This window comes from Dyella solisilvae (genome assembly GCF_003351225.1).
In the GTDB taxonomy this organism is placed as follows: domain Bacteria; phylum Pseudomonadota; class Gammaproteobacteria; order Xanthomonadales; family Rhodanobacteraceae; genus Dyella; species Dyella solisilvae.
Window position 1 is genome coordinate 218512 of the sequence record NZ_QQSY01000001.1, and the last position, 23316, is coordinate 241827.

Here is a 23316-nt window from a genome sequence, read left to right on the forward strand (position 1 = left end):
CATCCGATCACCGGGCGCGCAGGACGGTACTTGCCCGCTGCGCCGACGATCAATTGTCCTTGCCGAACACGTGCTTTACCGCGTGCTTGGTGGCGTCCCAGCCCTCTTTCGCGCCATGCCCGATGCCCTGGCCGGCTTCTTTTGCGCCGTGGCCAACTTTTATGGCTACGTCCCTGGTCGCGTGCCCGACATCGCGGGCGCCGTTGCCAATATCCTTGCCTGCCGCCTTGGCGTCCTGCTTGATGCCCTGGCCGGAAGAGGAGGACGTGTTTTCCTGCTGCGCGCTCGCCACTCCGCTGCATGCCGCGAGGGCAGCCCACACGAGCAGGATAGGGAATGTCTTCCTTCTGTTCATGCGGGCAACACCTCGGTCGTCGGCAGGTTCAATGGCTCGCAATCAAGCATCCACGCGCTTGGCGCCCGCATCCAGGCCCGACTTCAGGCTGGCCTCGATGAATTCGTCGAGGTCACCGTCGAGCACTTTCTGCGTATCCGAACGCTCGACTCCGGTGCGCAGATCCTTGATACGACTCTGGTCCAGCACGTAATTGCGGATCTGGCTGCCCCAGCCGATATCGGACTTGGAAGCCTCCAGCGCATCCTTTTCGGCATTGCGCTTTTGCAGCTCCAGCTCGTACAGCTTGGCGGCCAGCATCTTCATCGCGCGATCGCGGTTGGCATGCTGGCTGCGTTCGGTCTGGCACGCCACGACCGTATTCGTCGGGATATGCGTGATACGCACGGCCGATTCGGTCTTGTTGACGTGCTGGCCACCGGCGCCGGACGAACGGTACACGTCGGTACGCAGATCGGCGGGATTGATGTCGATGTCGATGTCGTCATCCACTTCCGGCGACACGAACACCGAGGTGAAGCTGGTGTGGCGACGGTTGTCCGAATCGAACGGGCTCTTGCGCACCAGGCGGTGCACGCCGATCTCGGTCTTCAGCCAGCCATAGGCGTAATCGCCTTCCACGCGGAACGTGGCGGACTTGATGCCGGCCACTTCGCCGCCGGAGACTTCCAGCAGCTCGGTCTTCCAGCCCCGCGATTCGGCCCAGCGCAGGTACATGCGCAGCAGGATTTCCGCCCAGTCCTGCGCCTCGGTGCCACCGGCGCCGGCCTGGATGTCCACGAATGCGTTGTTGGCGTCCATCTTGCCGGAGAACATCCGCTGGAATTCAAGCTTGGCCACCTTGGCCTCGAGACCGGCCAGATCGGTGACCACGGACTGGATGGTGTCCTCGTCGCCATCGGCGGCGGCCATATCGAGCAGCTCGCCCGCGTCGGCCAGGCCGGCCGTGAGGCTGTCGATGCCACTGACGATGGTGTCCAGGCGGGCGCGTTCACGGCCCAGCTCCTGTGCGCGCGGCGGATCGTCCCACACGTTGGGGCTTTCCAGTTCGCGGCTTACTTCTTCGAGACGCTCACGCTTGGTGGCGTAGTCAAAGATACCCCCTAAGCGACTCGACGCGGCCCTTGAGGTCCGCGATCTGCGCAAGGATCGGATTGGTCTCGATCATGGATGGGAAATCATCAAAAAAACGGCCCATCATGTTAACAGAGTGTGGGCAAGGAGCGCCGGATGCGGGCCGGAGCCCGCAAAACGGCACAGCCAGTCCCTTGGGCTCTTTCATTTCGCCCGTGACCGCCCCCTCTCCCGGCAAGGAGAGGGGGTCGAGGCATCAGGCCAGGGCCTGCTGATGCACGCCTTTCACTGCGCGCCCTGACGGGTCGGCCGCTGCCGCGAACGCCGGGTCCCACGCCAGCGCCGCCGGCGACGAGCAGGCGATCGACTTGCCGCCAGGCACGGTCTCCGCACAAGCCTGCCCCGGATAGAAGCGTTCGAAGATCCGGCGGTACAGATAGGCTTCCTTGGTCGCGGGCGGGTTGTGCGGAAAGCGCGTGGCCGCCGCGGCAAATTCGCGATCGCTGACCGCCTGTTCCGCGTGCGCCTTCAGCCCGTCGATCCAGCCATAGCCCACGCCATCGCTGAACTGTTCCTTCTGCCGCCACAGAATTTCGTCCGGCAGCGCGCCCTGGAACGCTTCGCGCAACACGGCCTTCTCGATGCGCCCCGATCCGGCCATCTTGTGGCGCGCATCCATGCCCATCGCCACGTCGAGGAACGCCAGGTCCAGGAAAGGCACTCGCGCCTCCACGCCCCAGGCCATCATCGACTTGTTCGCGCGAAGGCAGTCGTAGCTGTGCAGGGCATCGAGTTTGCGCACGGTTTCCTCGTGGAAGGCCTCCGCCGAAGGCGCCTTGTGGAAGTACAGGTAGCCGCCAAAGATCTCGTCGGACCCTTCGCCCGACAGCACCATCTTCACGCCCATCGCCTTGATGCGCCGCGCCAGCAGATACATGGGAGTGGAGGCGCGGATGGTGGTGACGTCGTAGGTCTCGATGTGGCGAATGACCTCGGGCAGCGCATCGAGCCCTTCCCAGAAGGTGTAAACGAATCCGTGATGCACGGTGCCCAGCGCATCGGCCGCGACCTGTGCGGCAGCCAGGTCCGGCGAACCTTCCAGCCCGATCGCGAAGGAGTGCAGCCGCGGCCACCAGGCCTCGGCGCGGTCATCCTCTTCCACGCGATGCCGCGCGAAGCGCGCCGCGCACGCTGCCACCAGAGAGGAATCCAATCCGCCGGACAACAGCACGCCATAGGGCACGTCCGTCATCAACTGGCGGTGCACCGCCTGCTCGAAGGCCTCGCGAAGGTCCGTGGCTGACACGTCATGCCCGCTGGTCTGCGCATAGTCACGCCACGGCTTGTGGTAGTAGCGCTGCAACTCACCGACGGCGCTGTCGTACACATGCCCCGGCGGGAATGGCGCCACGTCGTTGCATACCCCAACCAGCGCTTTCATTTCCGAAGCCACGCACAGGCGCCCCTGGCCGTCGTGGCCCCAATAAAGCGGGCAAACGCCGATCGGATCGCGGGCGATCACGTAGCGCGCCGACTCGCTGTCCCACAGTGCGAAGGCGAAAATGCCGTTGAGCGTGGAGACCCATTCGGTCGGCAAACTCTGCGCCCGGTAGAGCGCATTGATCACCTCGCAATCCGAGCCGGTGGTGAAGTCGTAGTCACTGGCGGCGCGCAGTTCGCGATGGTTGTAGATCTCGCCGTTCACCGCCAGGGCCAGCGTGCCGTCGCGCGAGCGCAGCGGTTGCGCGCCGCTGGCCGGGTCGACGATCGCCAGGCGCTCGTGCACCAGGATCACGCCGGCATCTACGAAGACGCCGCTCCAGTCCGGCCCGCGATGGCGTTGGCGCTGGGAAAGCTCGAGCGCCTGCTGGCGCAGCGTGGCCAGGTCATCACCGGGTTGCAGGTCGAACATGCCGAAGATCGAACACATGACTAGGGATTCCTTGAGGTCTGCTTTTCTCGTGGTGGAAAAACAAAAAGGCCCGCTGGTAGCGGGCCTTTTTGCGTGTGTATGTGTGTTGCTCTGTCTACACGCCGGCCCACCCGTCGATGCGGGTATTGTTATTGGCGTTATTGTTATTCAGCGCGCGCGCACGATCGTTCGCCGTGGCGACGGCGGCAATCATGGTGACAAGGCGGGCGTGAATGCTGGACATGACGCCGAGTTCAGCACATGCCGCAACGCCTGGCAAGGGTGTCACGACAGTTTCATTTGTTCCCATCATCACTGTCCGCGCGCGGCTCGCTGATCCACGCAATGGCCTGCTGCAACTCGGCGTCCTGGAACAGCCTGAATTCCGCCGGCACCGCGAATCCCATCGCCTTGGCCGTGATGCGCAGCCATTGAACGTCTGTCACCAGCGCCACGCGATCCCAGCCGCTGAAATGACGAAAGCCAAGCATCGCGTCTTCCCACATGGCGCCGGGGTCGAAGCCGGTGAACTCCGGCCCCACCTGATACAGCAAGCGCAGCTTGCGGTTCATGGCAAACGCCGCCTCGATGTCGGGCACCAGCACCTGCGCATAGTCAGCCGCCGTCACCTGCCCGATGGCGCGAAAACCCAGCGCGCCGGGCGGCAATCCTCCGATTTGCTCGATCATGGCGACCTCCTGCTCATGTTGTCCTTCTGTATCGCAAACACCCTGTCACGAAGACGTCATGAGCGGCGCGCGCGGCGCGCCTAATGAGTCGTATCGTCCCCACGCCTGGCACGACGTTTGCGCACCGCGCCGGAGGGAGCCGCCGATGCCGCTATCAGCTGCTGCAGGTAGGCAATGCCCTCTTCCTCGGGAAAGAACGCCACCACGTCGGCCACGCTGAGCCCATAGCGCTCGCGCAGTTCGTTGAACTCACGCCTGGCGCGCTCCATGGGCGCTTCGGCGGCTTGCTTGCGGCGATCTTCCTGATCTCGATCGAGGGCGGCGAGCTCTTCCTGAAACTGCCGGTACGCGTCTTTGGAGATGGCCATCGCGGCATGCTCGGGGCGATGAGGGGAGACGCATTGTGGCACGCGCCACCGCGAGTGGATGAATGCGGTTGATCACGCGACCTGCCTTGCAACGGTGGCGCGTCATCAAATCGTCAACTCTCACATGCTCGGCGTGGTTCATAAGTTTTGCGTTGATGCCCAGACGTACGCTCTTTAACCGCGCTCGAACAAGTGGATCGATACGCTGAATACCCAAGCGAAGACATCGAGGCATGCTTATGGATCCCGCGACCCTTACCGCCCCCATTGCCAACACCGAATACTCCCCCGACGCTCGCCGCGTCTCGCCGGATCCACAGGATGGCTATGTGCTGAATCCATGGTCCGGCCTGTACCAGGAGACTGAGGCAACTTACCAACATCGCCTCAAGGCCATGCCGGCCCTCTCCGTCTGAATTCGACAGCCCCGCAAAGTGCGGGGCTTTTCCTTTCAGCTGCCTGTAGCGTGTTCGACGAACTGGGGCAAATCGTCGGTGATGGTGAACCACGACGCCTTGGAGCCCACGAAGATGTGTTTGTCGGGACGGATGCTTGGCGCGTCCACCAGCGTACCCATCGCCACGTGCGCGAAGGCGCCCGCACGAACCACCGAGTACAGCAACGAACCGCAATGGCTGCAATGCGCATCGTGACCCTGCGCATCGCCAACGATCAGCAACTCTTCCAACCCTTGCATCAGGACCAGCTTTTCGCGCTCGATGCCGGCAAACGGCTTGAATGCCGAACCCGTGGTGCGGCGACACTGCGAGCAATGGCAATACGCCGCATACAGAAATGCATCCTCGACCCGATAGCGCAGAGCGCCGCAAAAGCACGCGCCTTCGAGTAGGCGTACCTCGCTGCTCGACATCGCCATGCCTGTCTCCTCGTGGTGGCGCCCCTGCCACTGATCGTCTCAACCAACTTTGACACATGCGCGAACGAGGGGCACGAGACCTCCGAACGATGGCTTGGCGACATTTCGCCCAGTCCGCGCTCTTCACAACATTGAAAGCACCATCTTGACCCCGCGCAACACCAGCGGAGAATCGCCCGTGCTGGGGCGCCGCGCCAACTCCCATACACGGATCACCACTTGGCCGATACCGTCGACAAGGCCACGCGTAGCCGAATCATGGCGCGCGTGCGCAGCAAGAACACCACGCAGGAATTGCGCCTGCGCCACGCGCTGCATGCGCGCGGCCTGCGCTACCGCCTCCACGATGCAACGCTGCCCGGGACGCCGGATCTCGTACTGCCAGGCCCCAAGACCGTTGTCTTCGTGAATGGCTGCCAGTGGCATTGGCATGGGTGCACCCGCAGCCGCATGCCCGCCACCAATCGGCCCTACTGGGAAGCGAAGATCGCACGCAACCAGGCGCGCGATCAGGCCAACCTAAACGCGTTAGTCGCGCTTGGCTGGCGGGTATTGATCGTTTGGGAATGCGCCCTTAAAAGCAGCCTTCTTGACTCCACGGCCGACGAAGGCGCTGAGTGGATACGCACCGATAACGACGGCGCCACCGTTCACGTCATACCTGGCGCCTCAGTGGAAACGGCCGGCAACTAACGTCGGGTTGCGCATAAAGGCACTTCACCAGGCGGAGATGGAGAACGGGCGAATGCGGTTGACCGCTTCCACATCCGTGCATGTGAGCTCGATCCCGAACATCACTACGACCCACAGTTTGATGTTGCGCGCGCGGGCCAATGCGTGCGTGTTCTGCGTTCCTGCTTATTCACAAACACCTGAATATCTGAAGTGAGGCGCGTGGCTCACGCAACCTCAGGTCGCATTTACTTCGAATGGCGTTTTACTCCGCCCCAAGTATCGGTTCAAAGATGGTCTTGGCCAGGTGTCTTACGACCGGCACGGCAACGCCATCGCCCGCAACGTGATAGGCATCGGTGTAGTTGTCCGGCAGCTTGTAGGTGTCGGGCAGCCCCATCAGCCGCGCGGCCTCACGCGGCGACAGCAGCCGAGATCGAATGTCCTTGCCTTTGATCAGCAGGATGTGCTGCCGACTCGACCCGCCGCCAGGTGTACGGAGGCAGCCGGCAACATCATCGAAGCGTACTTCCGCACGCTGTACTTTGCGGCCGTCCTTGTCGAGCCGGGTTCGCTTGTACAGGCCGCCCACCGTGCGGATGCCAGAGGCTTGTGCCTGGCGCACCTTTTCGCGGTTCACGTCGCTCATCATCGCGAGCAACTTCTTCGTCCTCTCTGCGGTATCCCAGGCGACGCCAGACGGATTGTCTTCAATCAGATCGACAAGATTCTTCTGTCGCGCAGAAGGGCCGGGAGAATTCCACCACACCCAGTTTTTCCTGGCTTCCTTGGTGAGCCGCCGATGGCCTTCCGTCATGCCGTCGGGGTGCCAGGGGGACACCGGCACGGGCGAAACCAGAGAGGCGGGGATTTCTACACCTGGCCGGACGCCGACTACGAATACACGAGGTCGTGACTGCGGAACGAAGTGGCGGGCGTCGATGACCATGGCGCCAAAGCGATAGCCAGCCCCCGAGAACGCCGAGCCAATGGCGGCAAAGTCCTTGCCGTCATTCGAAGTCAGAACACCGTAGACGTTCTCCAGCACGATCAATTTCGGAGCGCGCCTCTCATCCATCAGGCTGCGCATAAGCCGCCAAAAGGGCCAAAACGTGCCCGAACGGGTCGGCGCCTTGTTCTGCCAATGGCCGATGCCGTTGTAGTTGCCGGCCAAGGACAAGTCCTGGCAAGGAAACGATGCCCAAACCAAATCGGCATGGGCAGTCAGGTTCGAGGTGTCCACCTTGTTGATGTCTTCAACCAACAAGTCACTGCCGCCATCCCAGTTGTCGCGGTATGCCCGCGCCTTCATGGGATCAAAGTCGTTTGCGAACAAACACTCCCAGCCAGGGCCGAGGCCGGCGCGGGCCATGCCCCCACCGGCAAAGAATTCGTAGAAGGCGTGGCGCGTCGAGTTCGCGCAAGCGTCGTGACTCACGAAGGGCGTTGCATGCTCAGGCATCAGCAAGGACCACTCAGGTGTACAAAAGTCACCCTCATGCACAAGAGCATACCCAATATTCCGGGACTCACTGAGACGCGCTGAAAATCGCAGGCACAAAAAACCCCGCCATATGCGGGGTTTCGTGCGTTTCATGAGAGTCGCTGAGATTCCCTGAAACTTGTGTTGGTGCCCAAGGGGGGACTCGAACCCCCACGCCTCTCGGCGCTACCACCTCAAGGTAGTGCGTCTACCAATTCCGCCACCTGGGCAGGTGTCTTGCTTAATTCTTCTTCGCCGGCTCCGTCGCGGCTGGCACGTCACCCGCGGGCTTGGCCGGAGTGGTGGCCGCCGGAACTTCCTGGCTGGCCGCCGGCTTGGTGGCCTGCGGAACAACTGCATTGGCCGGAGCAGCGGGCTGCGCATTCTGCGTTGCAGCCGGCTTGTTGGCAAGACCGGACATCACACCCAGATCGCTGCCGGCTTCAGCCTGCGGCTGACCGTGGTGACCGAGGTACATGCCCATCCCCAGGCTGAGCAGGAAGAACAACGCGGCCAGCACCGCCGTGGCGCGGGTCAGAAAGTTGGCCGAGCCGCGCGCGCCGAACACGGTTGCGGACGCGCCGCCGCCGAAGCCGGAGCCTGCGTCTGCGCCTGCACCGCGCTGCATCAGGATCAGCACGATCATCGCCGCGGCGATCAGAATGTAGAAAACGCTGAAGATGACGAACATGGTTCTCTTTAAGAGTCCGTAGCGCTCAGTGCGCCGCAGCGCAGATTCCCAGGAAATCGGCAGCCGCCAGTGAAGCGCCCCCGATCAATCCTCCATCCACGTCCGACTGCGCGAACAAATCCGCAGCATTCGCCGCTTTGACGCTGCCACCATAAAGTAGCCGGGTCAGACGGGCAATCATAGCATCTTCTTTTGCCAATTGGCTACGGATGAACGCATGAACGTGTTGCGCCTGTTCCGGCGTGGCCGTGTGCCCTGTGCCGATGGCCCAGATGGGCTCGTAGGCAATCACCGCAGTGTCGAAACTAGCGATGCCGTTGTGCTCGATCACGGCCTTGAGCTGACGCGCGACCACGGCTTCGGTCAAGCCGGTCTCGCGTTCGGCCAAGGTCTCTCCCACGCAGAGGATGGGCGTAAGGCCACCCGCGCGCGCAGCGGCAAATTTGCGGGCCACCATCTTGTCGGTTTCCTGGTGGTACTGGCGGCGCTCGGAATGCCCGACGATCACCCACTGTGCGCCCACGTCGGCCAGCATCGCGGCCGACACGTCGCCGGTATAGGCGCCCTGCCCGTCATGCTCACTCACATCCTGCCCGCCGAAACCGAGGCCGGAACCGGCGTGCTGGCAGGCCAGCTCGCCCAGGTACGGATACGGTGGAAACACGGCGACGTCGATGGAAGATGGCAGCGCGGCGACGATGTCCCCCACCAGGGCGGCAGCCATGCTGCGGCTACCATGCATCTTCCAGTTGCCCGCCACGAGCTTCTTGCGCATATCCAGTTCCATTGCGTGTAAACCCGAAAGCTTAGCGATCGGCCCGGCGACAGGCAATGCCAGCGCCGACAACCCATTGCCGCCACGACAAAAATCCACCGAACCACAAGGAGACCAGTTGATGCCGCCAGCCCGCCCCGTCTCGCTCATCACCGGCGCGTCCGCCGGAATCGGCGCCGCCTTTGCCCGCGATCTGGCGGCACGCGGGCACGATCTCATACTTACCGCCCGTCGCGCTGATCGCCTGGAATCGCTGGCCGAAGAATTGAGGGCCCGCCACACCTCGACCGTGACGGTGCTTCCCGCAGATCTGGCCGATCCACATGCCGTCTCTGCTCTGTGTGACGCCCTGGCGGCGCGTGGTCTGGCGGTGGACTGGCTGATCAACAACGCTGGCTACGGCGTGCCGGGCACCTTCGAGGCGAACGACTGGCCGACCCACGAGGCCTTCATCCGTGTGCTCATGACCGCGCCAACCGAACTTGCGTGGCGCCTACTGCCAGGTATGCGCCAGCGTGGCTACGGCCGAATCATCAACGTCGCCTCGCTGGCGGGCCACGTGCCGGGCTCCGCGGGTCACACGCTCTATGCGGCGAGCAAGGCCTATCTGATCAAGTTCTCGCAGTCGCTCGCCCTGGAGAACCGCCACCTTGGCGTGCATGTCTGCGCGCTCTGTCCGGGCTTCACCTGGTCGGAATTCCACGATGTCACCGGCACGCGCGAGCTGATGAACAAGCTGCCGGGCTTCATGTGGCAGACCGCCGAGGCAGTGGTGCGCGAAGGACACGACGCGGTCGAGCGTGGTGAAGTGGTGCACGTCACGGGTGGTGTAAACCGCTTCATCAAGGCTCTGGTGAAGCTGCTGCCTGACCGACTGGCGCTTTGGCTGTCGGGGCGGGAGTCAAAGCGGTATCGGGATTTGGGCGAGGCGGTGTAACGACTCGCCCGCAGAAGCGAAATGGCGAGCCCACCGTAAAGGTGGCAGTGCCCGGCCCTCTCCCCCAAGGGGAGAGGGCGCAGATTGCATCAGATCAACTTGATCTCACGCAGGCGCTGCATCAGGTACTCATGCGAGGTGATGCTGGTGTCGTAGCGGCTCGGGTTTTCGGCCGTGATGGTCTGCGGCAGCGGATCGAGCACCACGTCCGGGTTCGGATGCAGGAAGTACGGCACCGAGTAGCGCGGCTTGCGGGCGTTGTCATTCGGTGGGTTCACCACGCGATGGGTGGTGGACGGATACACGTGGTTGGTCAGGCGCTGCAGCATGTCGCCGATATTCACCACGATGGCGTCGCCCTCGGTGGTGATGGGCAGCCACTCGCCTTCGCGAGTGAGCACTTCCAGGCCCTCGGCGCTTGCGCCAACCAGCAGCGTAATGAAGTTGATGTCCTCGTGCGCGCCGGCGCGCACATTGGGGACGTTTGCCTCGGTGATCGGCGGATAGTGGATCGGGCGCAGGATGGAATTGCCCTGGTCGATCTTGTCGTCGAAGAAGCGCTCCGGCAGGCCGATGTGCAGGGCCAGCACGCGCAACACGCGCGAACCGAGCTGGTCGAGCGCCTCGAACAGGCCGTAGCCGTTCTCCTTGAAGGTATCCACCTCGACCGGCCACAGGTTTGGCGGCATCACGTCGGCGAACTTCGAATCGCGCGGGATCTCGCGGCCTACGTGCCAGAACTCCTTGAGGTCGGCGTGCTTGCTGTCCTTGGCCGTCTCCACCTTGTACGGCGTGTAGCCGCGCGCACCGCCGCTGCCGGCCAAGTGGTAGTGCATCTTGGTGTCGGTCGGCAGCGCGAAGAAGCGCTGGAAGGCATCGTAGGCGCCGTCGATCAGCTCACGGGGAATGCCGTGGCCGCTGATGCAGCAGAAACCGAATTCCTGATAGGCGGCGCCGAGCTCGGCCACGAATGCGGCACGGTCGGTCTCGTATCGACGGATGTCGAGGGTGGGAACTTTCTTCATGGCTTGTCCACAGGTTGTGCGCGGTCCACTTGTGTTTCCGCCACCGCAGGGGCGGGGCACGTCGGGCCAATCCTTGGCGACCTGGGTTCGAACTGCTTACAGGCTCACGAACGTTCAGCGGATGATTTTACGACACCAGCAAGCTGTTCGGCCAACTGGCGCACTTCACCCTCGTCGGCCGCCTCGATGGTGACGCGCACCAGCGGCTCGGTGCCCGATGCGCGCAGCACGACCCGGCCTCGCCCGGCCAGCACCTGCTCGGCGCGCGCCAAGGCCTCTCGCACGTCCTCATGCTGCAAGGCCTCGCGCGCACCCGGCGCGCGCACGTTGATCATCACCTGCGGCATCTTGTGCAGGCCTGCGCGCGCCTGGGCCAGATCCTGGCCGGCGTGCACCAGCGACTCCAGCACCGCCAGCGCGGACACGATGCCGTCGCCGGTGGTGGCGCGGTCCAGGCACAGAATGTGGCCGGAGGTCTCGCCGCCGAGGTTGCCCTGGTGCTGCTTGAGCTGCTGAAGCACGTAGCGGTCGCCCACATTGGCGCGGATCAGCGACACGTCCAGCTTGCCCAGCGCCAGCTGCAGGCCGTAGTTGCTCATCAGCGTGCCGACCACCGGGCCATGCAGCAGCCCCTGCGCATGCCATGCATGGGCCAGCACGTAGAGGATGTCGTCACCATCGGCGAGCTTGCCGTGGCGATCCACCAGTTGCACGCGATCGCCGTCGCCATCGAAGGCGACGCCCAGGTCGGCGCCCTGCTCCACCACCGCGCGCTGCAGCGCCTCCGGATGGGTGGAGCCCACCTCGCGGTTGATGTTGAAACCATCGGGCTTGTCGCCGATGGTCGTGACCTGCGCGCCCAGCTCGGAGAACACCTTGGGCGCAACCTGGTAGGTCGCGCCGTTGGCGCAGTCCAGCACGACCTTCATGCCGCGCAGGCTGAAGTCCTCGGCGACGGTGGATTTGCAGAATTCGGCATAGCGCGTCACCGCGTCAGCAATGCGGATCGCCTTGCCCAGCTGCTCCGACGGCACGGTGGTGAATTCGAGGTCCAGTTCCTGCTCGATGGCCAGCTCGATCTCGTCGGACAGCTTCTCGCCGTTGGCGGAGAAAAACTTGATGCCGTTGTCGTGATGCGGGTTGTGCGAGGCGCTGATTACGATGCCCGCATCCGCACGCAGCGATCGCGTGAGGAAGGCCACGCCGGGCGTGGGCATCGGGCCGAGCAGCGCCACGTCGGCGCCGGCCGCAACCAGGCCAGCCTCCAACGCCGACTCGAACATATAGCCGGAAACGCGCGTGTCCTTGCCGATCAGCACCTTTGGACGAGGATGGCCACGCTGCGCCAACACCACGCCCACGGCGCGGCCCAGGCGCAACATGAAGTCCGCGCTGATCGGCCACTGGCCGACCAGTCCGCGAATGCCATCGGTTCCAAAATACTTGCGTTGCGTCATTACCTGCTCCTGAAGGCGTCGGCCGTGCCGGCGTCTGATCGTGCTGTCCTGATTCGGTTCATTCGTCGTCGGGCCATCGCGGGGCCGGCGGCTTGCTGTCGCGGCGCACCGGCGTGTCGCCGGCCTGCACGGCGTGCCACACCGCCAACGCGTCGACCGTGGCCGCTACATCGTGCACGCGCACCATGCGGGCGCCACGCTGCACGGCAATCAGCGCCGCGGCGACCGAACCGGCCGCGCGTTCCGCCGGCTGCTGACGACCCGTCATGGCGCCGATCATCGATTTGCGTGACATCCCCACGTACACGCCGCTGCCGAGGTTGGCGAAACGATCCAGCGCGCGCAGCAGGGCCAGGTTGTGCTCCAGCGTCTTGCCGAAGCCGAAGCCAGGATCGACCATCACCTTGCGCCGATCGATGCCGGCCAGCTCGCAGGCGAACAGACGATCGGTGAGAAAACGGTGTACATCGCCGACCACATCGTCGTAGTGCGGATCGTCCTGCATGCTGCGCGGCTCGCCCAGCATGTGCATCAGGCACACCGGCACGCCCAGCTCGGCGACGGCATCCAACGCGCCGTCGCGCCGCAAGGCGTACACGTCATTGATCATGCCGGCGCCGGCGGCCACGGCGGCGCGCATCACCTCCGGCTTGGATGTGTCCACCGCCAGCGGCACGCTGGTGCGCGCGGCCAGTTGCTCGAGCACCGGCGCCACGCGACGCAGCTCTTCCTCCAGTGGCACCTCCGCGGCGCCAGGGCGCGTGGATTCGCCGCCGACGTCGATCATGTCCGCGCCCTCTTCCACCATGCGCAGGCCATGCGCCACGGCGTCCTCGAGGCTGGCGTAGCTGCCGCCATCGGAGAAGGAATCGGGGGTGACGTTGAGGATGCCCACCACGCGCGGTCGGTCCAGCCGCAAGGGGCGACCAGCGCAATCGAGCACGGGAGCGAACAGATCAAGGGACATGGTGACTCCCGAGGGTCCGAAAGGTCAGGGCTCGCCGCCCAGCGGCCCCATGAACTGGCGGTAGTAGCGCAACTCGTCGATGGAGTCGCGGATGTCCGACAGCGCCGTGTGCGCGGACTCCTTCGCGAAGCCCTTGCCGATCGCCGGCGCCCAGCGTCGGGCCAGCTCCTTGAGGGTGGACACGTCAAGGTTGCGGTAATGGAAATAGCGCTCCAGCCGCGGCATCTGGCGATGCAGGAAGCGTCGGTCCTGGCAGATCGAGTTGCCGCACATCGGCGACTTGCCCATCGGCACCCAATGCTTGAGGAAATCGAGCGTGGCCTGCTCGGCCGCCTCATGGTCGTCGGCCGAGGCCACCACCTGGTCCCACAACCCGGAACGACGGTGCTGGTTGCGGTTCCAGGCATCCATGCTCTCCAGCCGCTCCAGCGGGTGGCGGATCGCGAACACCGGTCCTTCGGCGAGGATGCGGAGATCCTTGTCGGTGACGATGGTGGCGATCTCGAGGATGGAGTCGGCATCCGTATCGAGCCCGGTCATTTCCAGATCGATCCAGATCAGATTGTCTTCGTTCGCTTGGCTCATGCGCCCTCCTGGACGCGAAGTCTAGCAGCAGCGTTCCGGACCCTAGCCGATTTTCCGGCGCGGCCCGGGTGAAGCGCACGCGAAGGGCATGCGATGATCCCCTCATGCAGACCTTTTTCTGGCATGACTACGAGACCTTCGGCGCAGACCCTTGGCGGGACCGGCCCGTGCAGTTTGCCGGCATCCGCACCGACCTCGAGCTGGAGATCGTCGGCGAGCCGGTGATGTTCTTCGGCAAGCCGCCCCGCGAGATGCCGCCACACCCGGAAGCCTGCCTGATTACCGGGATCACCCCGCAGCAGGCCGAGAGCGAGGGGGTGATCGAAGCCGACTTCGCCGCCCGCGTGCACGAGCAACTGGCCCAGCCGGGCACCTGCGGCGTGGGCTACAACTCGCTGCGCTTCGATGACGAGGTGACCCGCCAGTTGCTCTACCGCAACATGTTCGAGCCGTATGGGCGCGAGTGGGAAAACGGCAATTCACGCTGGGACCTGATTGATCTCGTGCGCATGTGCCAGGCGCTGCGACCTGAAGGCATCGCGTGGCCAACGCGCGAGGATGGCGCGCCCAGCTTCAAGCTCGAGCACCTGGCGGCAGCCAACCACCTCGAGCAGGAGCGAGCGCACGATGCGCTGTCGGACGTGCATGCCTTGATCGGCCTGGCGCGGTTGATCCGCGTGCGCCAGCCACGGCTGTGGGACTGGTACCTGGGGCTGCGCCGCAAGCAGCGCGTGTTCGAACTGCTGGACGTGGCTACGATGACGCCGCTGGTGCACGTGTCATCGCGCTATCCCTCCAGCCGCCACTGCCTGGCCGTGATCGCGCCGTTGGCGGCCCATCCCACGCGGCCGGCCGAAGTGATCGTCTACGACCTCTCCGTCGACCCGTCGAACCTGCTCGCGCTGGACGAGGAGGAGATCGCCGATCGCGTATTCACCGCGCGCGCCGACCTGCCCGAGGGCGTCGAACGCATTCCGCTGCGCACGGTGCGCGCCAATCGTGCGCCGGCTCTGGCGCCGCTGTCGGTTCTCAAAGGCGTGGACCTCGAGCGCCTGCAGATCGACCTGGACCGCGTGCAGGCGCATCGCGACCTGCTGGCATCGGCCGATGGCCTGGCCGGCAAGCTGCGTCGTGTCTTCCAGCGCGCGGCCGACCTGCCGCCGGCGGAGGACCCGGAGCTCGCGCTGTACGGCGGCTTCCTTCCCGACGCGGACAAGCGCCTGCTGGCCGAGGTGCGCGGCACGCCGCCCGGACAGCTCGGCAACAGGGATTTTCCCTTCCGCGACGCCCGCTACCCCGAGCTGCTGTTCCGCTACCGTGCGCGCAACTGGCCCGAATTGCTCAACGCCGAGGAACAGGCCCGCTGGGCCCGCTTTCGCCATGAACGCCTGCACAAGCATTCGCCCCTGACCGGCCTCACGCTCGACGAGTACTTCACCCGCATCGCCGAACTGCGCGCCGACCCGGCGCGGCAAGACAAGCTCGCCCTGCTCGACCAGTTGCAGCTATGGGGTGAACAGTTGGCCGCCGAGTCCACGCCACTTTCCGTCTGAGTCCGCCATGCCAAACGCCTATTTCACGCCTGCCACCTTCCGCTTCCTGCGCGCCCTGGCCAAGAACAACAACCGCGAATGGTTCCAGGCGCACAAGGTCGACTACGAGCGCGACGTGCGCGATCCCTTCCTCGCGCTGATCACCGATCTGCAGGCGCCGCTCGCCAAGATCAGCCCGCACTACCGGGCCGATCCGCGCAAGAACGGCGGTTCGCTATTCCGCATCTATCGCGATACGCGCTACTCCAACGACAAGCAACCATACAAACCCTGGCAGGGCGCACGCTTCTTCCACGAGCGGCGAAACGAGGTCCATGCGCCGTCGTTCTATGTGCACATCCAGCCGGGCGAGTGCTTCGCCGGCGGTGGCATGTGGCATCCGGAGTCCGACGCGCTCAAACGCATCCGCGCGTTCCTGGCGGACAATCCCGAGGCATGGAAGCGCGCGACGCGCAGCAAGACGTTCCGCGATCACTTCGAATTCTGGGGCGAATCGCTGGTGCGCCCGCCACGCGGCTTCGATCCGGACCACGAGCTGATCGATGACCTCAAGCGCAAGGACTTCGCCTGTGGTGAAAACTTCGACGAGAAACTGGCCTGTTCGGCCGAGTTGCTGCCCTGGCTGGTGGAAACCTACAAGCGCGTGGCGCCGATGATTGATTACCTGTGTGCTTCGCAGGAGTTGGATTTTTGATCGTTGGAGTTACGCGAAGTTTGGACGTTTGCACAAGATTCGCACCCTCTCCCCAGCCCCTCTCCCGGAGGGCGAGGGGTTGAAGCCCGGGCCTTCAGGTGCAAACCCTTCTCCCTCCGGGAGAAGGTGGCGGCAGCCGGAAGAGGGTGCGTTCGGAGCGAGGCGCCGAACGTTGGGCTAGGTCCGCCCCCCCTCTCCCGAAGGGAGAGGGGCCAGAGCTAGGCGCCTTCATCAATCAACCGCAGCCCCGGCCGCTGCTTCGCCAACTTGCGCAGCAGCCCCGCGAAGTTCTGAACGTCCTCGTGCCACGGCGTGGCGTCGCGCCAGTACAGCGCAATCTCGCGTCCCAGTTCCTGACCCTTGAGCTTGGCCAGCACGATGTTAGGCATCGAGGCGAGGCGGTCATGCGCGAGCGCCGGCACCAGCGCATAGCCACCTCGCAATTCGACCAATGCAGCCAGGCTTTCGAGGCTCACATCCTGCACATGGCCGCCGCCCAACACGTCCTCGCAATGGCTCTCGGTCATCAGGGTCGCGTCGCTCGCCTCCAGTTGCTCGAGATCCACGCTGCGCTTGCTGGCTAACGCGTGGTCCGCGCGGAACATGACTTCCCATGGCTCGAAGAACAGCGGGCGCATGGCGATGCCGCTGACAGGAGTCACGCGCGGGGCGAGCACGGCGTCCAGCTCGCCTTCGTTGAGCCGGCGCAGCAGGCCGCGCGGCTTGCCCTCCGACAGGCTCAGGCGCGTGCCGGGAAAGTGCTGAGGGAACGGCGTGATCAGATGGGGCAACAGGTAGGGGCCGAGCGAAGCCGGCACGCCCAAGCGCAATTCGCCGCCAAAGGGAACCTCCCCGGCGCGCGCCACCTGCTGCAGATGTTCGGCGGCGGCCAGCACGGCGTCGATCTGCTCCAGCAGCCGCTGCCCACCCGCCGTCGGCACGACCCGTCGGCCTCCCCGCTCGAACAAGGGCGCGCCCAGCGCCTGCTCGACCTTCTGCACCTGGTGCGACAGGCCCGAAGGGCTGATGTGCATCGCCCGCGCGGCGCTGTTGAAGCTGCCATGGCGATGGACCGCCTGCACCAGCATCAGGTCACGCAACGAGACTACCGAGAGATGGCTGGAGATCATGCGCTGGCGAGGGGCCCTGGCTGGTTACGGGGCGAAAGCATAAACGAGCAGGAGTGAGTTTAGAGAAGTGAGTAGTGAGAGAAGAGCCGGCCAGAACTGGTGCACAGTCGGATCGGGACCGTAGAAACGGAAAAGCCCGGCGCAAGGCCGGGCTTTTCCTGAGGTTCAAAGCGAGAGAGTGCCCCTCTCACTTCTCACTCCTCTCAACTCACTTCCCGCCCTCAGGCAGTGACCGTGTTGGCCACGTCCTGGTAGTCGGCGATCTGGTCGAAGTTCATGTACTTGTAGATCTTCTCGCCATTGGCGTTGATCACGCCGATGTCGGTCATGTACTCCGCCTTGGTCGGGATCTTGCCCAGACGCGAGCAGATCGCGGCCAGCTCGGCCGAACCCAGGTACACGTTGGAGTTCTTGCCCAGTCGGTTGGGGAAGTTGCGGGTGGAGGTCGAGAACACCGTGGCGCCCTCGCGCACCTGCGCCTGGTTGCCCATGCACAGCGAGCAACCCGGCATTTCCATGCGGGCGCCGGCGGTGCCGAGCACGCCGTAGTGGCCTTCCTCGGTCAGCTGCTGCTGGTCCATCTTGGTCGGCGGAGCTACCCACAGCTTGGTCGGGATGTCGCGCTTGCCTTCCAGCAGCTTCGAAGCGGCGCGGAAGTGACCAATATTCGTCATGCACGAACCGATGAACACCTCATCGATGGTGGCGCCGGCCACGTCGCTGAGCGTCTTCACGTCGTCCGGATCGTTCGGGCAGGCCACGATCGGCTCATGCACGTCGGCCAGGTCGATCTCGATGACGGCGGCGTATTCGGCGTCGGCATCGCGCTCCAGCAGCTGCGGGTTGGCGAGCCAGGCTTCCATGGCCTTGATGCGGCGCTGCAGGCTGCGCGGATCCTTGTAGCCCTGCGCGATCATGTACTTCAGCAGCGTGATGTTGCTGTTGATGTATTCGATGATCGGCGCCTTGTCGAGGTGCACCGTGCAACCGGCGGCCGAACGCTCGGCCGAGGCGTCGGACAGCTCGAACGCCTGCTCCACCTTCAGGTTGGGCAGACCTTCGATTTCGAGGATGCGGCCCGAGAAGATGTTCTTCTTGCCCTGCTTGGCGACCGTGAGCAGGCCGCTCTTGATCGCGTACAGCGGGATCGCGTTGACCAGGTCACGCAGGGTGACGCCCGGCTGCAGCTCGCCCTTGAAGCGCACCAGCACGGATTCCGGCATGTCCAGCGGCATGACGCCGGTGGCGGCCGCGAAGGCCACCAGGCCGGAACCGGCCGGGAACGAAATGCCGATCGGGAAGCGGGTGTGGCTGTCGCCGCCGGTGCCGACAGTGTCGGGCAGCAGCATGCGGTTGAGCCAGCTGTGGATCACGCCATCGCCCGGACGCAGCGAGATGCCGCCACGCGTGCTGATGAATTCCGGCAGCGTGTGGTGGGTCTTCACGTCGACCGGCTTCGGGTACGCGGCGGTGTGGCAGAACGACTGCATGACAAGGTCAGCCGAGAAGCCCAGGCAGGCCAGGTCCTTCAGCTCGTCGCGGGTCATCGGACCGGTGGTGTCCTGCGAACCCACCGAGGTCATCTTCGGCTCGCAGTAGGTGCCCGGGCGCACGCCCTGGCCTTCCGGCAGGCCGACAGCGCGACCGACCATCTTCTGCGCCAGCGTGTAGCCCTTGCCGGTATCGGCCGGCTGCTGCGGCAGGCGGAACAGGGTGGAGACCGGCAGGCCCAGCGCTTCGCGCGCCTTGGCGGTGAGGCCACGGCCGATGATCAGCGGAATGCGGCCACCGGCGCGCACTTCGTCGAACAGCACCTCGGACTTCACCTGGAACTCGGCGATCACTTCGCCATTCTTCAGCGCCTTGCCGTCATACGGACGCAGTTCGACCACGTCGCCCATTTCCATCTGCGAGACGTCGAGTTCGATCGGCAGCGCGCCGGCGTCTTCCATCGTGTTGTAGAAGATCGGGGCGATCTTGCTGCCCAGGCACACGCCGCCGAAGCGCTTGTTCGGGATGAACGGGATGTCTTCGCCGGTGAACCACAGCACCGAGTTGGTGGCGGACTTGCGGCTGGAGCCGGTGCCGACCACGTCGCCCACGTAGGCAACCAGATGGCCCTGCTTGGTGAGATCCTGGATCAGCTGGATCGGGCCGCGCTTGCCGTCTTCTTCCGGCAGGAACGGGGCGCCGTCGCGCTTGTTCTTCAACATCGCCAGCGCGTGCAGCGGGATGTCCGGGCGCGTGGTGGCGTCGGGCGCCGGCGAAAGGTCATCGGTGTTGGTCTCGCCCGGCACCTTGAACACGGTGATGGTCAGGCTCTCCGGCACTTCCGGCTTGCTGGTGAACCACTCGGCATCGGCCCAGCTCTGCAGCACGGCCTTGGCGTTGGCGTTGCCCTTGTCCGCCTTCTCCTTCACGTCATGGAAGGAGTCGAACATCAGCAGGGTGTGCTTGAGCGCATTGGCGGCCACGACGCCGATCTGCGCGTCGTCGAGCAGCTCGATCAGCGGATGGATGTTGTAGCCGCCCAGCATGGTGCCCAGCAGTTCGGTGGCCTTCTCGCGCGAGATCAGCGCGCTCTTCTCCGTGCCGAACGCCACGGCCGCCAGGTACGAGGCCTTGACCTTGGCTGCATCGTCCACACCGGCCGGCACGCGGTTGGTGATGAGATCGACCAGGAAGGCTTCCTCGCCGGCAGGCGGGTTCTTCAGCAGTTCGATCAGGTCGGCGGTCTGCTGGGCCGACAGCGGCAGCGGCGGGATACCCAGCGCGGCGCGCTCGGCAACGTGTTGGCGGTAGGCGTTAAGCATGAGATCTCGTCCGGTGAACAACATAAGGGGCAGCGAGCGGTGGTTTGCACCACCGCGGCGGAGGTCGCCCGAGGGAGGTTCCGCGTGGCCGCTACCGGCGCTCGACAAGGCGTGAAACCTTGTCGCCAGGCCGCCTGGAGGCGGCATGACACCCACTTATTTTGCCAGTCGCATACTGAATGCCGCAACGCAAGACAACGCTTCCGGCAGCGTTCGAAATCTTGCAATGAGCTTGTGGCGCAATCCCCAAACGGGTCTCTTGCACCGCCCGGCAGTTGTCCCAAACTGGAGTGCAGACCCCACCCCATCGGGAGGCCGGAAGACCCGCAAGGCCCGAGCCGTTCGGCCCGGCGAAGCCCGCCAGGCCTTTGCAATTCCCCTCACGTCCCGTGCCTTAGGATCCCGAAGTTGCGCCCCCGCGCATTGCCAGACTCAAGCGACAGGAGTTAGCCCCATGCTGGATTCATTCGCCACCCGCGACACCCTTACCGTCAACGGCAGTCCGTATCAGATCGCCAGCCTGACCAAGCTCGGCCAACGCTTCGACCTCAAGACCCTGCCCTTTTCGCTGAAGATCCTGCTGGAAAACCTGTTGCGCCACGAGGACGGCGTCAACGTCACCGCCAAGGAAATCGAGGCGGTGGCCAAGTGGGACGCCAAGGCCGAGCCCGACACCGAGATTGCCTTCATGCCTGCCCGCGTGGTGCTGCAGGACTTCACCGGCGTGCCCTGTGTGGTGGATCTGGCCGCGATGCGCGATGCGGTGGTCAAGCTGGGTGGCGACGCCAAGCAGATCAACCCGTTGGCGCCGGCCGAACTGGTGATCGACCACTCGGTGCAGGTGGACGTGTACGGCTCCGAGCAGGCGCTGGAGAAGAACGTGGAGATCGAATTCCAGCGCAACCAGGAGCGCTATGCGTTCCTGCGCTGGGGCCAGAAGGCGTTCGACAACTTCAAGGTGGTGCCGCCGCGCACCGGCATCGTGCATCAGGTGAACCTTGAGCACCTCGCCCGCGTGGTGTTCACCGCCAGCAAGGACGGCAAGCCGTGGGCCTATCCGGACACCGTGTTCGGCACCGACTCCCACACCACCATGATCAACGGCATCGGCGTGCTGGGCTGGGGCGTGGGCGGCATCGAGGCCGAGGCCGCCATGCTGGGCCAGCCCTCGTCCATGCTCATCCCGCAGGTGGTGGGCTTCAAGCTCACGGGCAAGCTCTCGGAAGGCGTCACCGCCACCGACCTGGTGCTCACCGTCACCCAGATGCTGCGCAAGCTCGGAGTGGTGGGCAAGTTCGTCGAATTCTTTGGCGACGGCCTCAAGCACCTGCCGCTGGCCGACCGCGCCACCATCGCCAACATGGCCCCGGAATACGGCGCCACCTGCGGCATCTTCCCGATCGACCAGGAAGCGCTGAACTACCTGCGCCTGTCCGGTCGCGACGAGGCGCAGATCACCCTCGTGGAGAGTTACGCCAAGGCGCAGGGCCTGTGGCATGACGCCAACGCGGTGGAACCGCGCTTCACCACCACGCTCGAACTCAACCTGGCCGACGTGAAACCGTCGCTGGCCGGCCCCAAGCGTCCGCAGGACCGCGTGCTGCTCGAAGGCGTACAAAAGAGCTTCCAGGATGCGGTCGGCCCGCTCACCGCCAGCCGCAAGCCCCGCAGCGCCGACACGTCCAACTTCATCGCGGAAGGCGGTACGGCGGCGATCGGCAACCCTGCCAACGACATCACCGACACCGGCGTGCGCGTGGTCAAGGACGGCGAGTCGTTCAAACTCGGCGACGGCGCCGTGGTGATCGCTGCGATCACCTCCTGCACCAACACCTCCAACCCCGCAGTGATGCTGGGCGCTGGCCTGCTGGCCAAGAAGGCCGCGGCCAAGGGCTTGAAGGCGCAGCCGTGGGTGAAGACCTCGATCGGCCCCGGCTCCAAGGTGGTCAGCGACTACCTGGAGAAGACCGGCCTGTTGAAGGAACTGGAAAAGGTCGGCTTCTTCATCGTCGGCTACGGCTGCACCACCTGCATCGGCAATTCCGGCCCGCTGCCTCATGAGATCAGCAGGGGCATCGCCGAGGGCGATCTCGCCGTGGCCTCGGTGCTGTCGGGCAACCGCAACTTCGAGGGCCGCGTGCATCCGGAAGTGAAGATGAACTACCTCGCCTCGCCGCCGCTGGTGGTCGCCTACGCGCTGGCCGGCACGCTGGACATCGACCTCACCCAGCACCCGCTGGGCACGGGCAGCGACGGCAAGCCGGTGTATCTGAAGGACATCTGGCCGAGCAACAAGGAGATCTCCGACACCATTGCCGGCGCGATCAATCCGCAGATGTTCGAAAAGAACTATGCGGACGTGTTCAAGGGCGACAACCGCTGGAACACCATCGCCTCGCCGGATGGCGCCGTCTACAAGTGGGACGACTCCACCTATATCAAGAATCCGCCGTACTTCGAGGGCATGAGCAAGGAGCCCGGCAGCATCGAGGACGTCCACGGCGCGCGCGTGTTGGGTCTGTTCGGCGACTCCATCACCACGGACCACATCTCGCCGGCCGGCTCGATCAAGAAGGACAGCCCGGCGGGCCGCTTCCTTATCTCCAAGGGCGTGGACCCGAAGGACTTCAACTCCTACGGCTCGCGGCGCGGCAATGACGACGTGATGGTGCGCGGCACCTTCGCCAACATCCGCATCAAGAACCTGATGCTCAACGGCGTCGAGGGCGGCTACACGCTGCATGTGCCGTCGGGCGAGCAGATGGCGATCTACGACGCGGCGATGAAGTACAAGGCGGACAAGACCCCGCTGGTGGTGCTGGCAGGCAAGGAATACGGCACCGGCTCCTCGCGCGACTGGGCCGCCAAGGGCACCCTGCTGCTGGGAGTGAAGGCGGTGATCGCCGAGAGCTTCGAGCGCATCCATCGCTCCAACCTGGTCGGCATGGGCGTGCTGCCCCTGCAGTTCCAGGACGGTCAGAACGCGCAGTCACTGGGCCTCACCGGCAAGGAGACTTTCGACATCACCGGCCTGGACGGCGGCGAGTCGAAGACCGCCAAGGTCACCGCCACCGGCGAAGATGGCAAGAAGCGGGACTTCACCGTGAAGGTGCTGCTGCTCACTCCGAAGGAACGCGAGTTCTTCCGCCATGGCGGCATCCTGCAATACGTGCTGCGCCAACTGGCCGGGAAGAAGGCGGCCTGAGTCGAAGTTGTGCTGTTGAGAAGACGCCGCCATCCGGCGGCGTTTTCTTTTGCA

At 64.7% G+C, this 23316-nt stretch carries 22 protein-coding genes and 1 tRNA gene; 6 read left to right on the plus strand and 17 right to left on the minus strand.

What is annotated here, in order from left to right; all coding sequences use genetic code 11:
* Positions 1–49 precede the first annotated feature (49 nt).
* The 6 genes from DVT68_RS00920 to DVT68_RS00940 all read right to left on the minus strand — a co-directional run bounded on the left by DVT68_RS00920 (position 50) and on the right by DVT68_RS00940 (position 4398).
* Entirely contained in the window at positions 50–355 is a 306-nt protein-coding gene (locus DVT68_RS00920; protein WP_114823196.1) for a hypothetical protein, read from the minus strand.
* 42 nt (positions 356–397) lie between these two features.
* Positions 398–1523 (minus strand): peptide chain release factor 2 gene (gene prfB / locus DVT68_RS00925; protein WP_114823197.1). Its coding sequence is split into 2 segments (ribosomal slippage): positions 398–1447 and positions 1449–1523, totalling 1125 coding nucleotides; the frame shifts between segments, so codons are not numbered across the junction.
* A gap of 162 nt (positions 1524–1685) precedes the next feature.
* A complete protein-coding gene (asnB, locus tag DVT68_RS00930) occupies positions 1686–3359 on the minus strand; it encodes an asparagine synthase B (protein ID WP_114823198.1) in 1674 nt (557 codons plus the stop codon).
* A 97-nt stretch (positions 3360–3456) separates the two neighbouring features.
* Positions 3457–3585 carry a hypothetical protein gene (locus DVT68_RS20785; protein WP_267897391.1) on the minus strand — a complete coding sequence of 43 codons (129 nt, stop codon included), beginning with the start codon at positions 3583–3585 and terminating at the stop codon, positions 3457–3459.
* A gap of 52 nt (positions 3586–3637) precedes the next feature.
* Positions 3638–4030 (minus strand): SpoIIAA family protein, encoded by a 393-nt coding sequence (locus tag DVT68_RS00935; RefSeq protein WP_114823199.1) that lies wholly within the window; start codon positions 4028–4030, stop codon positions 3638–3640.
* 80 nt (positions 4031–4110) lie between these two features.
* Complete coding sequence (locus DVT68_RS00940) at positions 4111–4398, minus strand: 2-hydroxyacyl-CoA dehydratase (protein ID WP_114823200.1); 288 nt, start codon at positions 4396–4398, stop codon at positions 4111–4113.
* Between the two features lie 233 nt (positions 4399–4631).
* Between DVT68_RS00940 and DVT68_RS20235 the strand changes: the two genes are divergently transcribed.
* Positions 4632–4814 carry a hypothetical protein gene (locus DVT68_RS20235; RefSeq protein WP_147281651.1) on the plus strand — a complete coding sequence of 61 codons (183 nt, stop codon included), beginning with the start codon at positions 4632–4634 and terminating at the stop codon, positions 4812–4814.
* Positions 4815–4849: 35 nt separating this feature from the next.
* On the opposite strand, the gene DVT68_RS00945 is transcribed toward DVT68_RS20235, so the two are convergent.
* Complete coding sequence (locus tag DVT68_RS00945; protein WP_114823201.1) at positions 4850–5275, minus strand: GFA family protein; 426 nt, start codon at positions 5273–5275, stop codon at positions 4850–4852.
* Positions 5276–5494: 219 nt separating this feature from the next.
* On the opposite strand from DVT68_RS00945, the gene DVT68_RS00950 reads away from it, so the two are divergent.
* Positions 5495–5968 (plus strand): very short patch repair endonuclease, encoded by a 474-nt coding sequence (locus tag DVT68_RS00950; protein ID WP_114823202.1) that lies wholly within the window; start codon positions 5495–5497, stop codon positions 5966–5968.
* 244 nt (positions 5969–6212) lie between these two features.
* On the opposite strand, the gene DVT68_RS00955 is transcribed toward DVT68_RS00950, so the two are convergent.
* The 4 genes from DVT68_RS00955 to tpiA all read right to left on the minus strand — a co-directional run bounded on the left by DVT68_RS00955 (position 6213) and on the right by tpiA (position 8896).
* Positions 6213–7409: a DNA cytosine methyltransferase gene (locus tag DVT68_RS00955; RefSeq protein WP_114823203.1), complete on the minus strand. Its 1197-nt coding sequence runs from the start codon at positions 7407–7409 to the stop codon at positions 6213–6215.
* Positions 7410–7575: 166 nt separating this feature from the next.
* Positions 7576–7660, minus strand: a tRNA-Leu gene (locus tag DVT68_RS00960).
* Between the two features lie 11 nt (positions 7661–7671).
* The gene (gene secG, locus DVT68_RS00965; RefSeq protein WP_114823204.1) at positions 7672–8121 is read right to left on the minus strand and encodes a preprotein translocase subunit SecG; all 450 of its coding nucleotides are present in this window, start codon (positions 8119–8121) and stop codon (positions 7672–7674) included.
* Between the two features lie 25 nt (positions 8122–8146).
* Complete coding sequence (tpiA, locus tag DVT68_RS00970) at positions 8147–8896, minus strand: triose-phosphate isomerase (RefSeq protein ID WP_114823205.1); 750 nt, start codon at positions 8894–8896, stop codon at positions 8147–8149.
* Positions 8897–9017: 121 nt separating this feature from the next.
* Here tpiA and DVT68_RS00975 point away from each other — a divergent pair, with 121 nt between their 5' ends.
* Positions 9018–9833, plus strand: a complete 816-nt coding sequence (locus tag DVT68_RS00975) for an SDR family NAD(P)-dependent oxidoreductase (protein ID WP_114823206.1) — start codon at positions 9018–9020, stop codon at positions 9831–9833.
* 89 nt (positions 9834–9922) lie between these two features.
* On the opposite strand, the gene DVT68_RS00980 is transcribed toward DVT68_RS00975, so the two are convergent.
* From DVT68_RS00980 to orn, 4 genes are all read right to left on the minus strand, one after another.
* Positions 9923–10858 (minus strand): isopenicillin N synthase family dioxygenase, encoded by a 936-nt coding sequence (locus DVT68_RS00980; protein WP_114823207.1) that lies wholly within the window; start codon positions 10856–10858, stop codon positions 9923–9925.
* 104 nt (positions 10859–10962) lie between these two features.
* Positions 10963–12315, minus strand: a complete 1353-nt coding sequence (gene glmM, locus DVT68_RS00985) for a phosphoglucosamine mutase (protein ID WP_114823208.1) — start codon at positions 12313–12315, stop codon at positions 10963–10965.
* A gap of 58 nt (positions 12316–12373) precedes the next feature.
* Positions 12374–13282 carry a dihydropteroate synthase gene (gene folP, locus DVT68_RS00990; protein ID WP_114823209.1) on the minus strand — a complete coding sequence of 303 codons (909 nt, stop codon included), beginning with the start codon at positions 13280–13282 and terminating at the stop codon, positions 12374–12376.
* 24 nt (positions 13283–13306) lie between these two features.
* Positions 13307–13867, minus strand: coding sequence for an oligoribonuclease (gene orn / locus DVT68_RS00995; RefSeq protein WP_114823210.1), 561 nt, complete (start codon positions 13865–13867; stop codon positions 13307–13309).
* Positions 13868–13971: 104 nt separating this feature from the next.
* On the opposite strand from orn, the gene sbcB reads away from it, so the two are divergent.
* Both sbcB and DVT68_RS01005 read left to right on the plus strand, forming a co-directional pair.
* Positions 13972–15420 (plus strand): exodeoxyribonuclease I, encoded by a 1449-nt coding sequence (sbcB, locus tag DVT68_RS01000; RefSeq protein WP_114823211.1) that lies wholly within the window; start codon positions 13972–13974, stop codon positions 15418–15420.
* 7 nt (positions 15421–15427) lie between these two features.
* Positions 15428–16114 (plus strand): DUF2461 domain-containing protein, encoded by a 687-nt coding sequence (locus DVT68_RS01005; protein ID WP_114823212.1) that lies wholly within the window; start codon positions 15428–15430, stop codon positions 16112–16114.
* A 218-nt stretch (positions 16115–16332) separates the two neighbouring features.
* Here DVT68_RS01005 and DVT68_RS01010 read toward each other — a convergent pair whose 3' ends face one another.
* Both DVT68_RS01010 and DVT68_RS01015 read right to left on the minus strand, forming a co-directional pair.
* Positions 16333–17244, minus strand: a complete 912-nt coding sequence (locus DVT68_RS01010) for a LysR family transcriptional regulator (protein ID WP_114823213.1) — start codon at positions 17242–17244, stop codon at positions 16333–16335.
* A gap of 221 nt (positions 17245–17465) precedes the next feature.
* Positions 17466–20057: a bifunctional aconitate hydratase 2/2-methylisocitrate dehydratase gene (locus DVT68_RS01015; RefSeq protein WP_114823214.1), complete on the minus strand. Its 2592-nt coding sequence runs from the start codon at positions 20055–20057 to the stop codon at positions 17466–17468.
* 454 nt (positions 20058–20511) lie between these two features.
* On the opposite strand from DVT68_RS01015, the gene acnA reads away from it, so the two are divergent.
* Complete coding sequence (gene acnA, locus DVT68_RS01020; RefSeq protein WP_114823215.1) at positions 20512–23262, plus strand: aconitate hydratase AcnA; 2751 nt, start codon at positions 20512–20514, stop codon at positions 23260–23262.
* Positions 23263–23316: the final 54 nt, after the last annotated feature.